The following is a 13,750-nucleotide window of genomic DNA, read 5'->3' as shown; positions in this document are numbered from 1 at the left end:
GCCGGGGGTTAGCGCTTGCCTTCGGCCCAGTCGCGACGGGCCGTGCGGGCGGTATCGAAAATTTCTTCCAGACGGCGACCGTCGCCGGCAGCCAGGGCTTGGTACAACTCGTCGAGCTGGGCCCGGTAGCTGTCCAGTTCCAGCAGCAGGGCATCCTTGTTGGCCAGGCAGATGTCCCGCCACATTTCCGGGTGGCTGGCGGCGATGCGGGTGAAATCGCGGAAGCCGCTGGCGGCAAAGGTGAAGAACAGTTCCTTGTTTTCCCGTACCGCCAGATCATGCACCAGGGCGAAGGAGAGCAGATGGGGCAGATGGGAAACGGCGGCGAAGACCCGATCATGCTCGGCCGGCGTCAGTTCGTAGATCTGGGCGCCGCACCACTCCCAGGCGGAACGGACCTTGGCCACGTTGAGCACGGAGTTCTCCGGCAGGGGCGTCAGCACCACCTTGCGTTCCCGGTAAAGATCGGCCCGGGCAGCCGCGGCACCAGAATTTTCGGCCCCGGCGATGGGATGGGCCGGCACGAACTGGCCGATGCGCTCGCCAAAGGCGGCCCGGGCCGCAGCCACCACGTCGCCCTTGGTGGAGCCGCCGTCGGTGACCACCGTCTCCGGCCCCAGATAGGGCACGATGCGGGCCATGATCTCGGGCATCTGGCCCACCGGCGTGGCCAACAGCACCAGGTCGGCGTCGGACAGTTCATGGGCCGGATTGATGCCGGCCCGGTCGATCACGCCCAGGTCCAGGGCCTGCTGCAGGGACTTGGGGCTGCGCCCGAAGCCCACCACCTCCTCCACCGCGCCGGCCGCCCGCAGGCCCAGGGCGAAGGAACCGCCGATGAGGCCCACACCGAAAATGACTACCTTGTTGAACTCGGCCATGACGCGCGCCTAGAGAGCTTGCACGAAAGAATCCACGGAACGCCGGGGAGGAAGGAATCAATAGACGGCGACCGGGTAGGACCCGAGCACCTTCAGGTAGGCCGCACGCCGGGCCAGTTCGTCCAGGGCCGCCTTGACCCGGGGTTCGTCCCGGTGGCCGTCCACATCGACGAAGAACACGTATTCCCACAGGGTGTGGCGCGCCGGCCGGGATTCCAGGCGGGTCAGGGAGACCCCCGCGTCGGCGAAGGGCACCAGCAGGGTATGCAGGGCCCCCGTATTGTTGGGAATGGACATGATCAGGGAGGTCTTGTCCTTGCCCGCCGTGGAGGGGCCGGCGTCGTGGCGGCCCAGCACCACGAAGCGGGTGGTGTTGTTGGGCTCGTCCTCGATGCTCTCGGCCAGCCGGGGCAAGTCGTAGCGATCCGCCGCCGCCTCGCCGGCGATGGCCGCGGCGCCCTCTTCCTGGGCCGCCATCTGGGCCGCCTGGGCATTGCTGCCGACGGAGATGCGGGGCACGTTGGGCAGGTGGCGGTTCAGCCACTCATGGCACTGGGCCAGGGACTGGGCGTGGGAGTAAACCTTGGTCACCCGGTCCAGGGACGGGGCCTTGGTCAGCAGGTGCTGGTGAATGCGCAGCACCACCTCGCCGCAGATTTTCAGGGAAGTGCCGAGCAGCAGGTCCAGGGTGCGGCCGACGGCGCCTTCGGTGGAATTTTCCACCGGCGCCACGCCGTAGTTGGCATGGCCGGCTTCCACTTCGCGGAAAACGTCGTCGATGGAGGCCTGGGGCAGGAGCCGGGCGGCATGGCCGAAATGCTTGGTGGATGCGCTTTCCGAGAAGGTGCCCAGGGGCCCGAGGAAGGCGATGCCGAGGGGCTGCTCCAGGGACAGGCAGGCCGACATGACCTCGCGGAAGAACCAGGTGACGCTTTCGCTGGAAAGGGGCCCCTGGTTCATGTCCTGGATGCGGCGCAGAACCTGGGCTTCCCGCTCCGGACGGTAGATGAAGCCGGCGTCGCCGTGACGGGCCTTGATCTCGCCCACCTGCTGGGCGCAGCGGGCACGGCGGTTGAGCAGGTCGAGCAGCTGGGCGTCGATGGCGTCGATGTCCGTGCGCACCACGGACAGCTCGGCCAGCAGGGAGTTCTTGCCGTTGTCGCTATTCTGGCGGTCGCTCATGGTTCAGGCCCGGGACTTGGCGAAAGCATCCATGTACGCCACCAGGGCGCGAACCCCGTCCAGCGGCATGGCGTTGTAGATGGAGGCGCGCATGCCGCCGACGGACTTGTGCCCCTTCAGGGCCAGCAGGCCGGCTTCCTTGGCGCCTGCCAGGAACTCCGCATCGAGGGCGGCATCCCGCAGGGTGAAGGGCACGTTCATCTGGGAACGGCAGGCCGGGTCCACCGGATTGCGGTAGAAGCCGTCGCTGCCGTCGATGGCGGCGTAAAGCAGGCGGGCTTTCTCGGCATTGATGCGGGCCATCTCGTTGATGCCGCCGATGCGCTTCAGCCACTGGAACACCAGCCCGGCCACGTAGATGGCGAAGGTGGGCGGGGTGTTGAGCATGGAGTCGTTCTCGGCCATGACCGCGTAGTCCAGGACCGTCGGCAGACTGGCCGGGGCCTTGCCCAGCAGGTCCTCGCGCACGATCACCAGGGTCAGGCCGGAAGGGCCGATGTTCTTCTGGGCGCCGGCATAGATGAGGCCGTAGCGGGAGACGTCCATGGGCCGGGAGAGGATGTGGGAGGACATGTCCGCCACTACCGGCACCCCGGCGGGAACGCCGGCCAGGAAGGCCGCCTCGTCCAGCAGCTCGACGCCGTGGATGGTTTCGTTGGTGCACAGGTGCAGGTAGGCCGCATCAGCGTTGACCTGCAATTTGGCAGAGGCCGGCAGACGGGTGAAACCGTCGGCCACGGCAGCCTTGTCTTCCGTGCTGGCGATGCAGCGGGCGGCGGTTTCACCGCAGACCCGCTGGGTTTCCTTGAAGGCCTTCTTGGACCAGGAGCCGGTGACGATGTAGTCGGCCGGCTGCTTGTCCTTAACGCCGGCCAGCAGGTTGAGGGGAACCTGGGCGAACTGCTGGGTGGCTCCGCCCTGCAGGAACAGCACCTTGTAGTTGGCCGGGATGCCCATCAGCTCCCGCAGATCGGCTTCGGCCCGCTGGGCGATGGACGTGAATTCCTTGCCCCGGTGGCTCATTTCCATGACGCCGCAACCAGCGCCCTGCCAGTCCAGCATTTCGTCCTGAACCTGCTCCAGCACCTCGGCGGGCAAAGCCGCCGGGCCGGCACTGAAATTCCACAAACGCATTACGCTTCCTCGCTGGCAGCGCTGTCCTCGCCGCCTTCAAGCATTTCGCCGTCCGCCAGTTCGTCGCCGGCCTCGGCATCGGTATCGCCTTCGCTTTCCGCCACCTTTTCCAGGCCGGACAACTTCTCGCCCGCATCCAGGGAAATCAGGGTGACGCCCTGGGTGGCACGACCCAGTTCGCGAATCTCAGCCACCCGGGTGCGGATCAGCACGCCGCCGGTGGTGATGAGCATGACCTCGTCCGCATCGGTCACCAGCTTGGCAGCGACGATCTTGCCGTTACGCTCGCTGGCGGCAATGGCCATGACGCCCTGGGTGCCGCGGCTGGAACGACGGAAGTCGCCCAGGCGGGTGCGCTTGCCGTAGCCGTTCTCGGTGGCCACCAGCACGGTTTCCTCTTCGCTTTCGGCCACCAGCAGGGAAATGACGCTCTGACCTTCCTGCAGCATCATGCCGCGCACGCCGCGGGACTGGCGACCCATGGGGCGCACCTGATCCTCGCCGAACCAGACAGCCTTGCCGCCGTCGGAGACCAGCACGATGTCGCTCTGGCCAGTGGTCAGGTCGGCACCGATCAGGTAGTCGCCCTCGTCCAGATCGACGGCGATGATGCCGGCCTTGCGGGGATTGGAGAAGTTGGCCAGGGAAGTCTTCTTCACGGTGCCCTGGACGGTGCACATGAAGACGTACTTGTCGTCGGAGAATTCCTTCACCGGCAGGATGGCGTTGATCTGCTCGCCCTCTTCCATGGGGAACATGTTGATGATGGGCTTGCCCCGGCTGATGCGGCTGCCCTGGGGCACTTCATAGACCTTGAGCCAGTAGCAGCGGCCCCGGTTGGAGAAGCAGAGGATGTAGTCGTGGGTGTTGGCAACGAAGAGGTGATCGACGAAGTCGTCATCCTTCATGGCCGCCGCCTGCTTGCCGCGGCCGCCGCGGCGCTGGGCCCGGTAGTCGGCCAGGGGCTGGGACTTGATGTAGCCGGTGTGGGACAGGGTCACCACCATGTCCTGGGGCGTGATCAGGTCTTCGATGCCCAGGTCCTGGGCGTAGGCCACGATCTCGGAGCGCCGGTCGTCGCCGAACTGGTCGCGGATGGCGGTCAGTTCCTCGCCGATGATCTCGGTGACGCGCTCGGGGCGGGCCAGGATGTCCATCAGGTCGGCGATCTTTTCCAGCAGTTCCTTGTAGTCGGCGACGATCTTGTCCCGCTCCAGGCCGGTCAGGCGCTGCAGACGCAGTTCCAGGATGGCCTGGGCCTGGGCTTCGGTGAGGCGGTAGCCCTGGGCGGAGAGGCCGTACTCGGGCGCAATGCCTTCGGGACGGGTGGCATCCAGGCTGGCCCGGGCCAGCATCTCGGTAACGGTGGCGGAGACCCACATGCGGGCCATCAGCTCGCGGCGGGCATCGGCCGGAGTGGGCGCGGCCTTGATCAGGGCGATGATTTCGTCCACGTTGTCCAGGGCCACGGCCAGGCCTTCCTGGGTGTGGGCCTTTTCCCGGGCCTTGCGCAGTTCGAAGACGGTGCGACGGTTGAGCACTTCGCGGCGGTGGGCGAGGAAGCACTCCAGCATCTGCTTCAGGTTGAGCAGGCGCGGCTGGCCGTCCACCAGGGCCACCATGTTCATGCCGAAGGTGTCCTGCAGCTGGGTCATCTTGAACAGGTTGTTCAGGACCACCTCGGGCATCTCGCCCCGCTTCAGTTCGATCACCACCCGCATGCCGGACTTGTCGGACTCGTCCCGCAGGTCGGAGATGCCTTCGATGCGCTTTTCGTTGACCAGCTCGCCGATCTTTTCCAGCAGGGTGCGCTTGTTAACCTGGTAGGGCAGCTCGTCGATGATCAGGGCCTGGCGGTTGCCCTTGTCCAGGTCTTCCACGTGGGTCTTGGCCCGCATCACCACCCGGCCGCGGCCGGTGCGGTAGCCCTCGCGCACCCCGGCGACGCCGTAGATGATGCCGGCGGTGGGGAAGTCGGGAGCCGGAATGATGTCGATCAGCTCGTCGATGGTCAGGTTCGGGTTCTGCAGCAGGGCCAGACAGGCGGCCACCACCTCGCCCAGGTTGTGGGGCGGGATATTGGTGGCCATGCCCACGGCGATGCCGGAGGAGCCGTTGATCAGCAGGTTGGGGATGCGGGCCGGCAGGATCAGTGGCTCCTGCTCGGAGCCGTCGTAGTTGGGGCCGAAGTCGACGGTTTCCTTGTCGATGTCTTCCAGCAGTTGATGCCCGATGCGGGCCATGCGCACTTCCGTGTACCGCATGGCAGCAGCGTTGTCGCCGTCCACCGAACCGAAGTTGCCCTGGCCGTCCACCAGCATGTAGCGCAGGGAAAAGTCCTGGGCCATGCGCACGATGGTGTCGTACACCGCCGTATCGCCGTGGGGGTGGTACTTACCAATGACGTCGCCGACGATACGGGCGGACTTCTTGTAGGCCTTGTTCCAGTCGTTGCCCAGTTCATGCATGGCAAACAGGACCCGGCGATGCACGGGCTTGAGGCCGTCCCGCACATCCGGCAGCGCCCGGCCGACGATCACGCTCATGGCGTAATCCAGGTAGGAACGGCGCATTTCCTCTTCGAGGCTGATTGGCAGGGTTTCTTTGGCGAATTGATCCATAGGTCTCGGGCGGCCGCCGGAGCGGCTCTGGGAGGATTTCCGGTGGAAATGAAGGGGGAGATTCTAGCACGCCGACCTCCCCGCCGTCAGAACGCCCCCACGGCCGGGGATATCCCGGCGGAATCCCTTCCCGCTCCGCCGGAATCGGTTGTATCCCCCGAAAATCTTTGGTTAAATCGCCCATACATTGCCGTATGTGCAATGGTAGGCAAAGAAAGGCCCCCTAAGGCCACACCTGAGACACCACCCACGAGGAGGGACAAATCTTGAAAAAGCAGAACCTGACCACCATCATCGCCGCCCTGGGCGCCTTCGCCTGTGCCGCCCCGGCCCTGGCCCAGACGCCAACCGCCGCCTATCTCACCGACACCCGCAATGTGGTGGCCAAGAGCGGCTTCGGCCTGTGCTGGCGCACCAGCGCCTGGACCCCGGCGGCCGCCCTGGCCGAATGCGATCCGGACCTGACCAAGGCAGCCCCCGCCGCCGCCGCACCGGCCGCCGCCGCAGCCGCCAAGAAGTGCGACTTCACCGTCACCCTGCAGAGCGACGAGCTCTTCACCTTCAACAAGGCCGCCCTGACCGGCGCCGCCCAGAAACGCCTGGACAGCGACGTGGTGGGCAAGCTGGGCTCCTGCGCTTCCGTCTCCATGATCATGATCACCGGCCACACGGATCGCCTGGGATCCCAGGCATACAACCAGAAGCTGTCCGAAAAGCGCGCCGATGCAGTCAAGGCCTATCTGCTGAAGAAAGGCGTGCCGGCCGACACGGTGGACACCATGGGTGCCGGCAAGACCCAGCCGGCCCAGGGCGTCAAATGTGATGACTCCCTGCCCCGGCAGAAGCTGATCGCCTGCCTGGCCCCCAGCCGCCGCGTGGTGGTCGAGGTCAAGGGCAGCGCCAAGTAACAGCAGTTGCAGACAGACGCCCCGCCCCATACGGCGGGGCTTTTTTGTTCACTCACCACCCCACACCCGATGACCTCCTCCCCCACTCCCGCCGACAACATCGACCTCCTGATCGAGGCGCGCTGGATCATTCCGGTCAGACCCTTCGGCGTCACCCTGGAAAACCATGCCGTCGCCGTCAGCGGAGGCAACATCATCGCCGTGCTGCCCCAGGCGGAGGCCCGGGAACGCTTCACTTCGCGCAAGACGGTACGTCTGGGCGAACAGCTGCTGATTCCCGGCCTGGTCAATCTGCACACCCACGCGGCCATGAGCCTGCTGCGCGGCCTGGCCGACGACCTGCCCCTGATGACCTGGCTGCAGGAGCACATCTGGCCGGCAGAGGGACGTTTCGTCTCCCGGGAGTTCGTCCGCGACGGCACTCTGCTGGCGGCAGCCGAAATGCTGCGGGGCGGCATCACCTGTTTCAACGACATGTACTTTTTCCCCCGGGAAGCGGCCGCCGCCGCCCAGCAGATGGGGATGCGGGCTGCCCTGGGCCTGGTGGTGCTGGACTTTCCCAACGCCTACGCCAGCGGCGCCGAGGACTACCTGGAAAAAGGCCTGGCCGCCCGGGACGACCTGCGCAACGAACCCCTCCTCTCCTTCTGCCTGGCCCCCCATGCGCCGTATACGGTCTCCGACCAGACCTTCGAGCGCATCCTGCCCCTGGCAGAACAGCTGGACATTCCGATCCACCTGCACCTGCACGAAACCACGACTGAAATCGAGGAAAGCCTGAAGCAATATGGCGTACGTCCCCTGGAACGCCTGCGCCGCCTGGGCCTGGTGGGCCCCGGCCTGATTGCCGTTCACGCCGTCCACCTGCAAGCGGCAGAAATTGCCCTGCTGGCCACCCACGGCTGCTCCGTTGCCCACTGCCCGGCCTCCAACCTCAAGCTGGCCAGCGGCATCACCCCTGTTGCCGAACTGCTGCAAGCCGGCGTCAATGTCGGCATCGGCACCGACGGCGCTGCCAGCAACAATCGCCTCGACCTCCTGGCCGAAATGCGCCTGGCCGCCCTGCTGGCCAAGGGCGCCAGCGGCAACGCACAGGCCCTGGGCGCCCACCAGGCCCTGCAGGCTGCCACCCTTGCCGGTGCCCGGGCGCTGGGCATGGAAGACAAAATAGGTACAATTGAGTCTGGCAAAGTTGCCGACCTCTGCGCCATCGACCTTTCATCCCCCGAACTTTCCCCCTGCTACGACCCCGCATCCCACGCCGTATATGCGGCCGGGAGGGAGCATGTCTCCCACGTCTGGGTTGCAGGGCAATTAAGGGTGGAGAACGGCTCCCTGTGCGGAATCGGGAAAAATGATTTGATCAGCCTTGCCAAAGTATGGCAGAATAAAATTCGAGATTAGTCTCGGGCCGAACCCACGCAAAAATAAGGGGTTGCGCCGTTGCTGATTCAGCTGCCTTTCACGAACACGAGGTAAAAGAGAGATGACCAACAAATTCGCCAAAAAGTCCCTGCTGGTTCTGCTTGCCGCCGGCCTGAGCCTGGGCGCCACCATGGCCCAAGCCCAAACCACCGACAAGGGTGCCTACCTGACCGATACCCGTAACGAAGTTGCCCGCAGCGGTTTCGGCCTCTGCTGGCGCACCGGCTACTGGACCCCCGCCGCCGCCATCGCTGAATGTGATGGCGATCTGGTGAAGGCCGGTGCCGCTGCCAAGGACGCCGGTGGCGTCAAGCCCGTCGGCGCCAAGATCACCCTGTCCGCCGACGCCCTGTTCGACTTCGACAAGGCCGTGCTGCGCGCCGAAGGCAAGTCCAAGCTGGACGAGCTGGTGACCAAGGCCAAGGAAATCAACCTGGAAGTGATCATCGCCGTGGGTCACGCTGACCGCATCGGCAAGGATGCTTACAACCAGAAGCTGTCCGAGCGTCGCGCTGCCGCCGTCAAGGAATACCTGGTGAGCAAGGGCATCGAAGCCAACCGCGTCTACACCGAAGGCAAGGGCGAAAAGCAGCCCGTGACTGCCGGCAAGTGCGGCAAGAGCGAAAAGAAGACCAAGGCCCTGATCGAGTGCCTGCAGCCTGACCGTCGCGTTGAAATCGAAGTGATCGGCACCAAGTAATCCTGCGCCGTTCCTGTAAAAAGCCCTGCATTCGCAGGGCTTTTTTCTTTCCTAGCCTCTCCCTTGCCATATTTCAGCCATGATTAACGCCGATCCCAACGAACTGCAGAAATTCAGTGACCTGGCCCACCGCTGGTGGGACCCCAAGAGCGAGTTCAAGCCGCTCCACGACATCAACCCCCTGCGTCTCGACTGGATCGACGCCAATGTGGGGCTGGCCGGCAAAAAAGTGCTGGATGTGGGATGCGGTGGCGGCCTGCTCAGCGAGGGCATGGCCGAACGGGGCGCCCAGGTGACCGGCATCGACCTCTCGGAAAAGGCCCTCGGCGTCGCCCGCCTGCACCTGCTGGAAAGCGGCCGCAGCGTGGACTACCGCCACATCTCCGCCGAGTCCCTAGCAGCCGAAATGCCGGGCAGTTTCGACGTGGTCACCTGCCTGGAAATGCTGGAGCACGTGCCGGACCCCGCCAGCACGGTGGCAGCCTGCGCCAGGCTGGTCAAGCCGGGCGGCCAGGTCTTCCTGTCCACCCTCAATCGCAATCCCAAGTCCTACCTGCTCGCAGTCATTGGCGCCGAATATCTCCTGCAGATGCTGCCCAAGGGCACCCACGACTACGCCAAATTCATCAAGCCATCCGAACTGGCACGTCATTGCAAGGCAGCCGACCTGGAAGTGGCCGAAATCATCGGCATGACCTACAACCCCTTCACCCAGCGCTACAGCCTGGGTCGGGACACTTCGGTGAACTACCTGCTGCGCACCGTGCGCAATGCCTGAAGCGGTACTGTTCGACCTGGACGGCACCCTGGCGGACACGGCTCCCGACCTGGGAGCCGCGCTCAACCGGGTACGCCAGGACTACAACCTACCGCCCCTTCCCCTGGACACCCTGCGCCCCCACACCTCCCAGGGAGGCAGGGGCCTGCTGCGGGTCGGCATGGGCGTTACCCCCCAGGATGACAGCTACGCCGAACTTTACCGCCGCTTCATCCAGCACTATGAAGAGCGGCTCTGCCACCATACGACACTGTTCCCGGGCATGGCCGAGCTGCTCGCACAGCTGGAACAACGCCGCATTCCCTGGGGCGTGGTCACCAACAAGAGTGAGCGCCTGACCCATCCGCTGCTGCAACAGATGGATCTGGCTCACCGCTGCGCCTGCATTGTCTGCGGCGACTCGACCCCCAACCCAAAGCCGGCACCTGATCCCTTGCTGCTGGCAGCCCAATTGCTGGGTCTGCCCACCCAGGACTGCTGCTACCTGGGCGACGACCTGCGGGACATTCAGGCCGGCAACGCCTGCGCCATGATGACCATCGGCGTCCGCTGGGGCTATCTGGGCACGGAACACCCGCCGGAGACCTGGGGCGCCGACCACCTGATCGACCACCCCGACGAAGTATCGCCCCTGCTCGGCCCGGCCCGCTGAAAGCCAGTCGCCTCGCCGCGCCAGGATTACGGCAGATATCAGACCACCGCCCCTTGAAGTTCCGGGGGGCAGCCCCCATAATGCTGGTCATGGTTGTAATTCCGGCAATCTGGAGGCGTTCTGGACGCGGGTTCGATTCCCGCCACCTCCACCTAAGAGTTTCGGAGAGTTCTTAGGTGGGGGTGTACTGGCTTCGACAGGGCGGGCAAAGGTGCGCAGGCAACTCGTCAGGCGATCGACGTTAATGAAGCAAATCTCCAAACGCCAACGATGAGCGTTTCGCAATCGCCGCTTAAGGCTTTTGCCGAGGCTGCTTGAGCCTTGTTACCAAAGAAAAGCCGGTGGGGACTTCGGTCCCCATCGTTATTTTCAGCCTATAGCCACTTCTCTGTAGCCGGTGTTCCGACCCTACCGATTTGGTAGCCGCTTTCAGAACTCCGAATCATTCGGTTCCCAGTCTGGTCGTCCCTTAAAGAACAAGCCACTGAAGAAGGCGGCGCCACCAATAAAGAAAAGGATGGCCGATAGAATCAGCCCCCACTCTCCCTGCACACCAATCGGACCAATTTTGCTGCCAAGGGAAAAGCCGCCCGCAGCTTCTGCCGAAAATGCATTGAGAATCCCACCTATACTGATGATCATTGTGATCAAACCAAATACCAGAAGCCCATTCATTCGCCCCTCCATTCAGCCTTATAGGAATATATTTCAGCCACACTGACACCTCGTCAGTCACGGTGCCCTGGCTTCTTTTTTGGCATTCGCTTAGAAGCATCTGCCCACGGTACGCTCCGTACCAAGTTGGGAAACACATCAACATCCGGTTCCGGAGCATTGACACTGGCGGTCAGGCGGCCAACCATCTGGGCCGAATTGCTTACGCCGCTGCTTTCCAGGCGACAAATGGTCGTCTCTGTTAAATCAAGAATCCCATTTAAAGCGACATCTTGAAGTCTCACCGTGCCGATACGACTCCAAGAAAGGTCAGCATCGCTCAGGGACGACTCGGCCACGATCAGTACGCCTATCTGCAGGTGGGTCAATCTGGCCTTGGCAACTGACGTACGCCTAAGTACCAAGCTGCCTCCACGCCCCCACAAAACCAGTTGATCTCCGGGTTTGACAAAGCGGCTGGCCTTCCCAAAGAGTTGCAAGCTGCTACCGGATGCAAAGACGCAGTCTTCAAAGAGGAGGGAATCGATACTGGATGCCGGGCACCTAAAGCCGCGACCGGCAAAAGCTGTGTGCCTCACGGCTGCTTCACCAACCCAGCCTCGCACCCCACCCAATTCAACATCCAGAAGGCAATGGCTGGCCGCAAAATCGGCGATCCGAACCGATCCCAACTGCAGTTTGGCTATACGGGAATTTACCAGCGAGACGCTAGTGAATGAGCTCACTCCGTCGCAAAAATCCATACGGCCTGCAGGAGCCCGGCAATTCTCCAGATGCAGTGTCCCTCCCCGACTGTGGCACTCCGCCCTGAACTCCTGAACATCGCAATCCAACAATTGAAGGCCTGTGGCTCCCCCCGAACTGAGATAGCGAATATCGCAGTGGGAAAAGCTGGTTATGCCCGTTCGTACTGCGGCATATCCAAAATGCTCCGACCAATCACCCCCCTCTTCCCCCGGAAAGCCACTGAATCGGCAGGACTCAAATCTCACATTGCCGAAGGCCCCATCCAGACAAAAATGGCCGAGCATTTCGCATTGTTGAAAGGTAACGTTGATCCAGTGTGATCCATTCAGGGTCGCGGCCCGAAACCGGCAGTTGTCAAATACAACGTTCTCAAGGTCGTTATCCACCCCCTGGAAAGCATCAAAAAGACAATCAACAAAACGTATTCCTACCAGCGATGCCCCACTAAAATTCCCGCCGCTCCCGCCGAAAATTTTTCCGCGAATTTCCAGAACAGCTTCTTTACCACCTCCACCTTGCTCTCCCCGAGCTGCCAAAGCTCTAGGATCGCTCAGCAGCAACAGATCACTATTTGCAACAGGGCGGAGCGACAGTTTTTCCCAGCGCGACGACAGCGGCGAGGCCTCCTGGCTCCCACAACTCCCAAGCCACGGCACCGCAGCGATCACTCCAAAAAACTGTCGGCGGGAACAATGCATCAGGAACTCCCCTGCACCCCAAAAGGGGAGCCGACATCCATGGTCATTTGTACACTTGCCTGACTGGGCCCACGGCAAACTGTCTCGACAGTTCCATCTGAAACGAATACAAAACCGGCCACGATAGAGCAAAGTAGCTGCGCTGCCTGTCCTTCACTCACGCCAGCCACCACATCCACGCTCATTCGGTTTCGGAAAAATCCAACAGATCCCGCAGCCGGCCAAGGGTGGAATCATCCTTGATGACATGAGCCAGCCATTGCTCCAATGGCATCTCAGCCCACTTGGCAGCTCGTTCAACCAAAGGGGCTACTGGACTATGGGGTTCGGTACGACGGAAAAATTCCGCTACCAGACGCAACTGACGGATGGCCTCCGCCCTATTTGGTACAGGCCCGCCGGCAACACGTGAAGTCGGGGAAGGAGTCGTTTCGGACTGCATGACGAAAACGGGGGATTCTCCGCCATAAGCCTCTTCATCGGCGGAAGCTGCAGGATTTCCATCCGCCCCCGAAGGAACCACATCGTCCACCGCAGTATCCGTTACGACAGATAAGCCACCGCCAAGGGATTTAAGCAGACGTTCAGCAAGATCCGCACATACACGCAAGGAGTCCCGCAAATCCTTGAGGCCTGGTGCATCATGGCCGAAAGCGCGATCGACTCCCGACTCCAGTTCTGCCAAAGACGCTACCGCATCGGCAATCTCAGCATTGAGCTTCTCATAGTAGGCGCGACCGGATGCCACCACCGCCTTGTCGAAGGCATCTCCGGAAAGCCGGCCCTCGGCAATCGCCTTGGCCATGGCATCCCCATCCTTAAGCCCAAGATTGGCAACCTCCCGGGACTCCTCCCAGCGTAACCATGAATAGCCGCCACTTTCACGACTGGTCATGGGAATGCTGCGAACCACCAGGGGTAATTGAACACTCAACCATTCAATCTTGCCTGCCCGTTCGTCAAGATCGCCAGCCTCCAAGGCTGGATGGCAGACCTCCCAGAAGTCGGTAACCATGCTGTTTAGTACGCGCAATCCCCAACGCAAGCCGCGGAAGCCGTTGATCTGGGCCATGGCTTCCGTATACCAACAGGCCAGTTGAAGATCCTTGCTCCGGTTCTTGAGCAAGGATTCGCAAAGCTCCCGTACCTTAGGCCAGTTGGCCGTCTTGACTTCCGTTTCCCATTCGCCTTGGGCCAAATTGGGATCATCGGCCCGACGGGCGTCACGAATGGCATCAAACTCACTGCCATAAGACAAATCCTCCCCTCCTGGCTGATCACCGGGGATGGGGGCCAGCAGGGCTTCCAAAGCCGTATCCTGGGTCATATTGAGATCTCCCTTGGTATTT

The 13,750-nt window shown here is 62.8% G+C and carries 12 protein-coding genes and 1 other RNA gene; 6 read left to right on the top strand and 7 right to left on the bottom strand.

All coding sequences use genetic code 11. The annotated features are described in order from the left end of the window. Positions 1-8: 8 nt before the first annotated feature. From OEL49_RS04255 to gyrA, 4 genes are read right to left on the bottom strand one after another with little or no spacing between them, the layout of a single operon-like run. Positions 9-881 (bottom strand): prephenate dehydrogenase, encoded by an 873-nt coding sequence (locus OEL49_RS04255; protein WP_287874080.1) that lies wholly within the window; start codon positions 879-881, stop codon positions 9-11. A 57-nt stretch (positions 882-938) separates the two neighbouring features. Then, positions 939-2,063, bottom strand: coding sequence for a prephenate dehydratase (gene pheA, locus OEL49_RS04250; RefSeq protein ID WP_331489238.1), 1,125 nt, complete (start codon positions 2,061-2,063; stop codon positions 939-941). 3 nt (positions 2,064-2,066) lie between these two features. Next, complete coding sequence (serC, locus tag OEL49_RS04245; protein WP_287874079.1) at positions 2,067-3,197, bottom strand: 3-phosphoserine/phosphohydroxythreonine transaminase; 1,131 nt, start codon at positions 3,195-3,197, stop codon at positions 2,067-2,069. Beyond that, complete coding sequence (gene gyrA / locus OEL49_RS04240; RefSeq protein ID WP_014237010.1) at positions 3,197-5,818, bottom strand: DNA gyrase subunit A; 2,622 nt, start codon at positions 5,816-5,818, stop codon at positions 3,197-3,199. The genes serC and gyrA overlap by 1 nt, the downstream gene beginning before the upstream one ends. Positions 5,819-6,084: 266 nt before the next feature. On the opposite strand from gyrA, the gene OEL49_RS04235 reads away from it, so the two are divergent. The 6 genes from OEL49_RS04235 to ssrA all read left to right on the top strand — a co-directional run bounded on the left by OEL49_RS04235 (position 6,085) and on the right by ssrA (position 10,644). Then, complete coding sequence (locus tag OEL49_RS04235) at positions 6,085-6,726, top strand: OmpA family protein (protein ID WP_287874078.1); 642 nt, start codon at positions 6,085-6,087, stop codon at positions 6,724-6,726. A gap of 69 nt (positions 6,727-6,795) precedes the next feature. Then, entirely contained in the window at positions 6,796-8,130 is a 1,335-nt protein-coding gene (locus OEL49_RS04230; RefSeq protein WP_287874077.1) for a TRZ/ATZ family hydrolase, read from the top strand. A gap of 82 nt (positions 8,131-8,212) precedes the next feature. Further along, positions 8,213-8,851, top strand: coding sequence for an outer membrane protein OmpA (gene ompA / locus OEL49_RS04225; RefSeq protein ID WP_287874076.1), 639 nt, complete (start codon positions 8,213-8,215; stop codon positions 8,849-8,851). A 79-nt stretch (positions 8,852-8,930) separates the two neighbouring features. Further along, on the top strand, positions 8,931-9,629 hold the full coding sequence (gene ubiG / locus OEL49_RS04220) for a bifunctional 2-polyprenyl-6-hydroxyphenol methylase/3-demethylubiquinol 3-O-methyltransferase UbiG (protein WP_014237006.1): 699 nt from the start codon (positions 8,931-8,933) through the stop codon (positions 9,627-9,629). Then, positions 9,622-10,281, top strand: coding sequence for an HAD family hydrolase (locus tag OEL49_RS04215; RefSeq protein ID WP_014237005.1), 660 nt, complete (start codon positions 9,622-9,624; stop codon positions 10,279-10,281). The genes ubiG and OEL49_RS04215 overlap by 8 nt, the downstream gene beginning before the upstream one ends. A gap of 39 nt (positions 10,282-10,320) precedes the next feature. After that, positions 10,321-10,644: a transfer-messenger RNA gene (ssrA, locus tag OEL49_RS04210) on the top strand. 66 nt (positions 10,645-10,710) lie between these two features. On the opposite strand, the gene OEL49_RS04205 is transcribed toward ssrA, so the two are convergent. The 3 genes from OEL49_RS04205 to tssA form a co-directional block, all read right to left on the bottom strand. Continuing rightward, positions 10,711-10,956 (bottom strand): hypothetical protein, encoded by a 246-nt coding sequence (locus OEL49_RS04205; RefSeq protein ID WP_287874075.1) that lies wholly within the window; start codon positions 10,954-10,956, stop codon positions 10,711-10,713. A 53-nt stretch (positions 10,957-11,009) separates the two neighbouring features. Next, on the bottom strand, positions 11,010-12,401 hold the full coding sequence (locus OEL49_RS04200; RefSeq protein WP_287874074.1) for a hypothetical protein: 1,392 nt from the start codon (positions 12,399-12,401) through the stop codon (positions 11,010-11,012). A 181-nt stretch (positions 12,402-12,582) separates the two neighbouring features. Then, positions 12,583-13,728: a type VI secretion system protein TssA gene (tssA, locus tag OEL49_RS04195; protein ID WP_287874073.1), complete on the bottom strand. Its 1,146-nt coding sequence runs from the start codon at positions 13,726-13,728 to the stop codon at positions 12,583-12,585. Between the last annotated feature and the right edge of the window lie 22 nt (positions 13,729-13,750).

This window comes from Azospira sp. (assembly GCF_030247495.1).
Classification (GTDB): domain Bacteria; phylum Pseudomonadota; class Gammaproteobacteria; order Burkholderiales; family Rhodocyclaceae; genus Azospira; species Azospira oryzae.
This window is presented reverse-complemented; position numbering and strand designations above follow the sequence as displayed.

What these genes read in the sequence shown, in the direction of transcription:
- OEL49_RS04205 (WP_287874075.1), bottom strand. Translation starts at nt 10,956, where the DNA reads ATGAATGGGCTTCTGGTATTTGGTTTGATCACAATGATCATCAGTATA.
- ubiG (WP_014237006.1), top strand. Translation starts at nt 8,931, where the DNA reads ATGATTAACGCCGATCCCAACGAACTGCAGAAATTCAGTGACCTGGCC.
- serC (WP_287874079.1), bottom strand. Translation starts at nt 3,197, where the DNA reads ATGCGTTTGTGGAATTTCAGTGCCGGCCCGGCGGCTTTGCCCGCCGAG.
- OEL49_RS04215 (WP_014237005.1), top strand. Translation starts at nt 9,622, where the DNA reads ATGCCTGAAGCGGTACTGTTCGACCTGGACGGCACCCTGGCGGACACG.
- tssA (WP_287874073.1), bottom strand. Translation starts at nt 13,728, where the DNA reads ATGACCCAGGATACGGCTTTGGAAGCCCTGCTGGCCCCCATCCCCGGT.
- gyrA (WP_014237010.1), bottom strand. Translation starts at nt 5,818, where the DNA reads ATGGATCAATTCGCCAAAGAAACCCTGCCAATCAGCCTCGAAGAGGAA.
- OEL49_RS04200 (WP_287874074.1), bottom strand. Translation starts at nt 12,401, where the DNA reads ATGCATTGTTCCCGCCGACAGTTTTTTGGAGTGATCGCTGCGGTGCCG.
- OEL49_RS04230 (WP_287874077.1), top strand. Translation starts at nt 6,796, where the DNA reads ATGACCTCCTCCCCCACTCCCGCCGACAACATCGACCTCCTGATCGAG.
- pheA (WP_331489238.1), bottom strand. Translation starts at nt 2,063, where the DNA reads ATGAGCGACCGCCAGAATAGCGACAACGGCAAGAACTCCCTGCTGGCC.
- ompA (WP_287874076.1), top strand. Translation starts at nt 8,213, where the DNA reads ATGACCAACAAATTCGCCAAAAAGTCCCTGCTGGTTCTGCTTGCCGCC.
- OEL49_RS04255 (WP_287874080.1), bottom strand. Translation starts at nt 881, where the DNA reads ATGGCCGAGTTCAACAAGGTAGTCATTTTCGGTGTGGGCCTCATCGGC.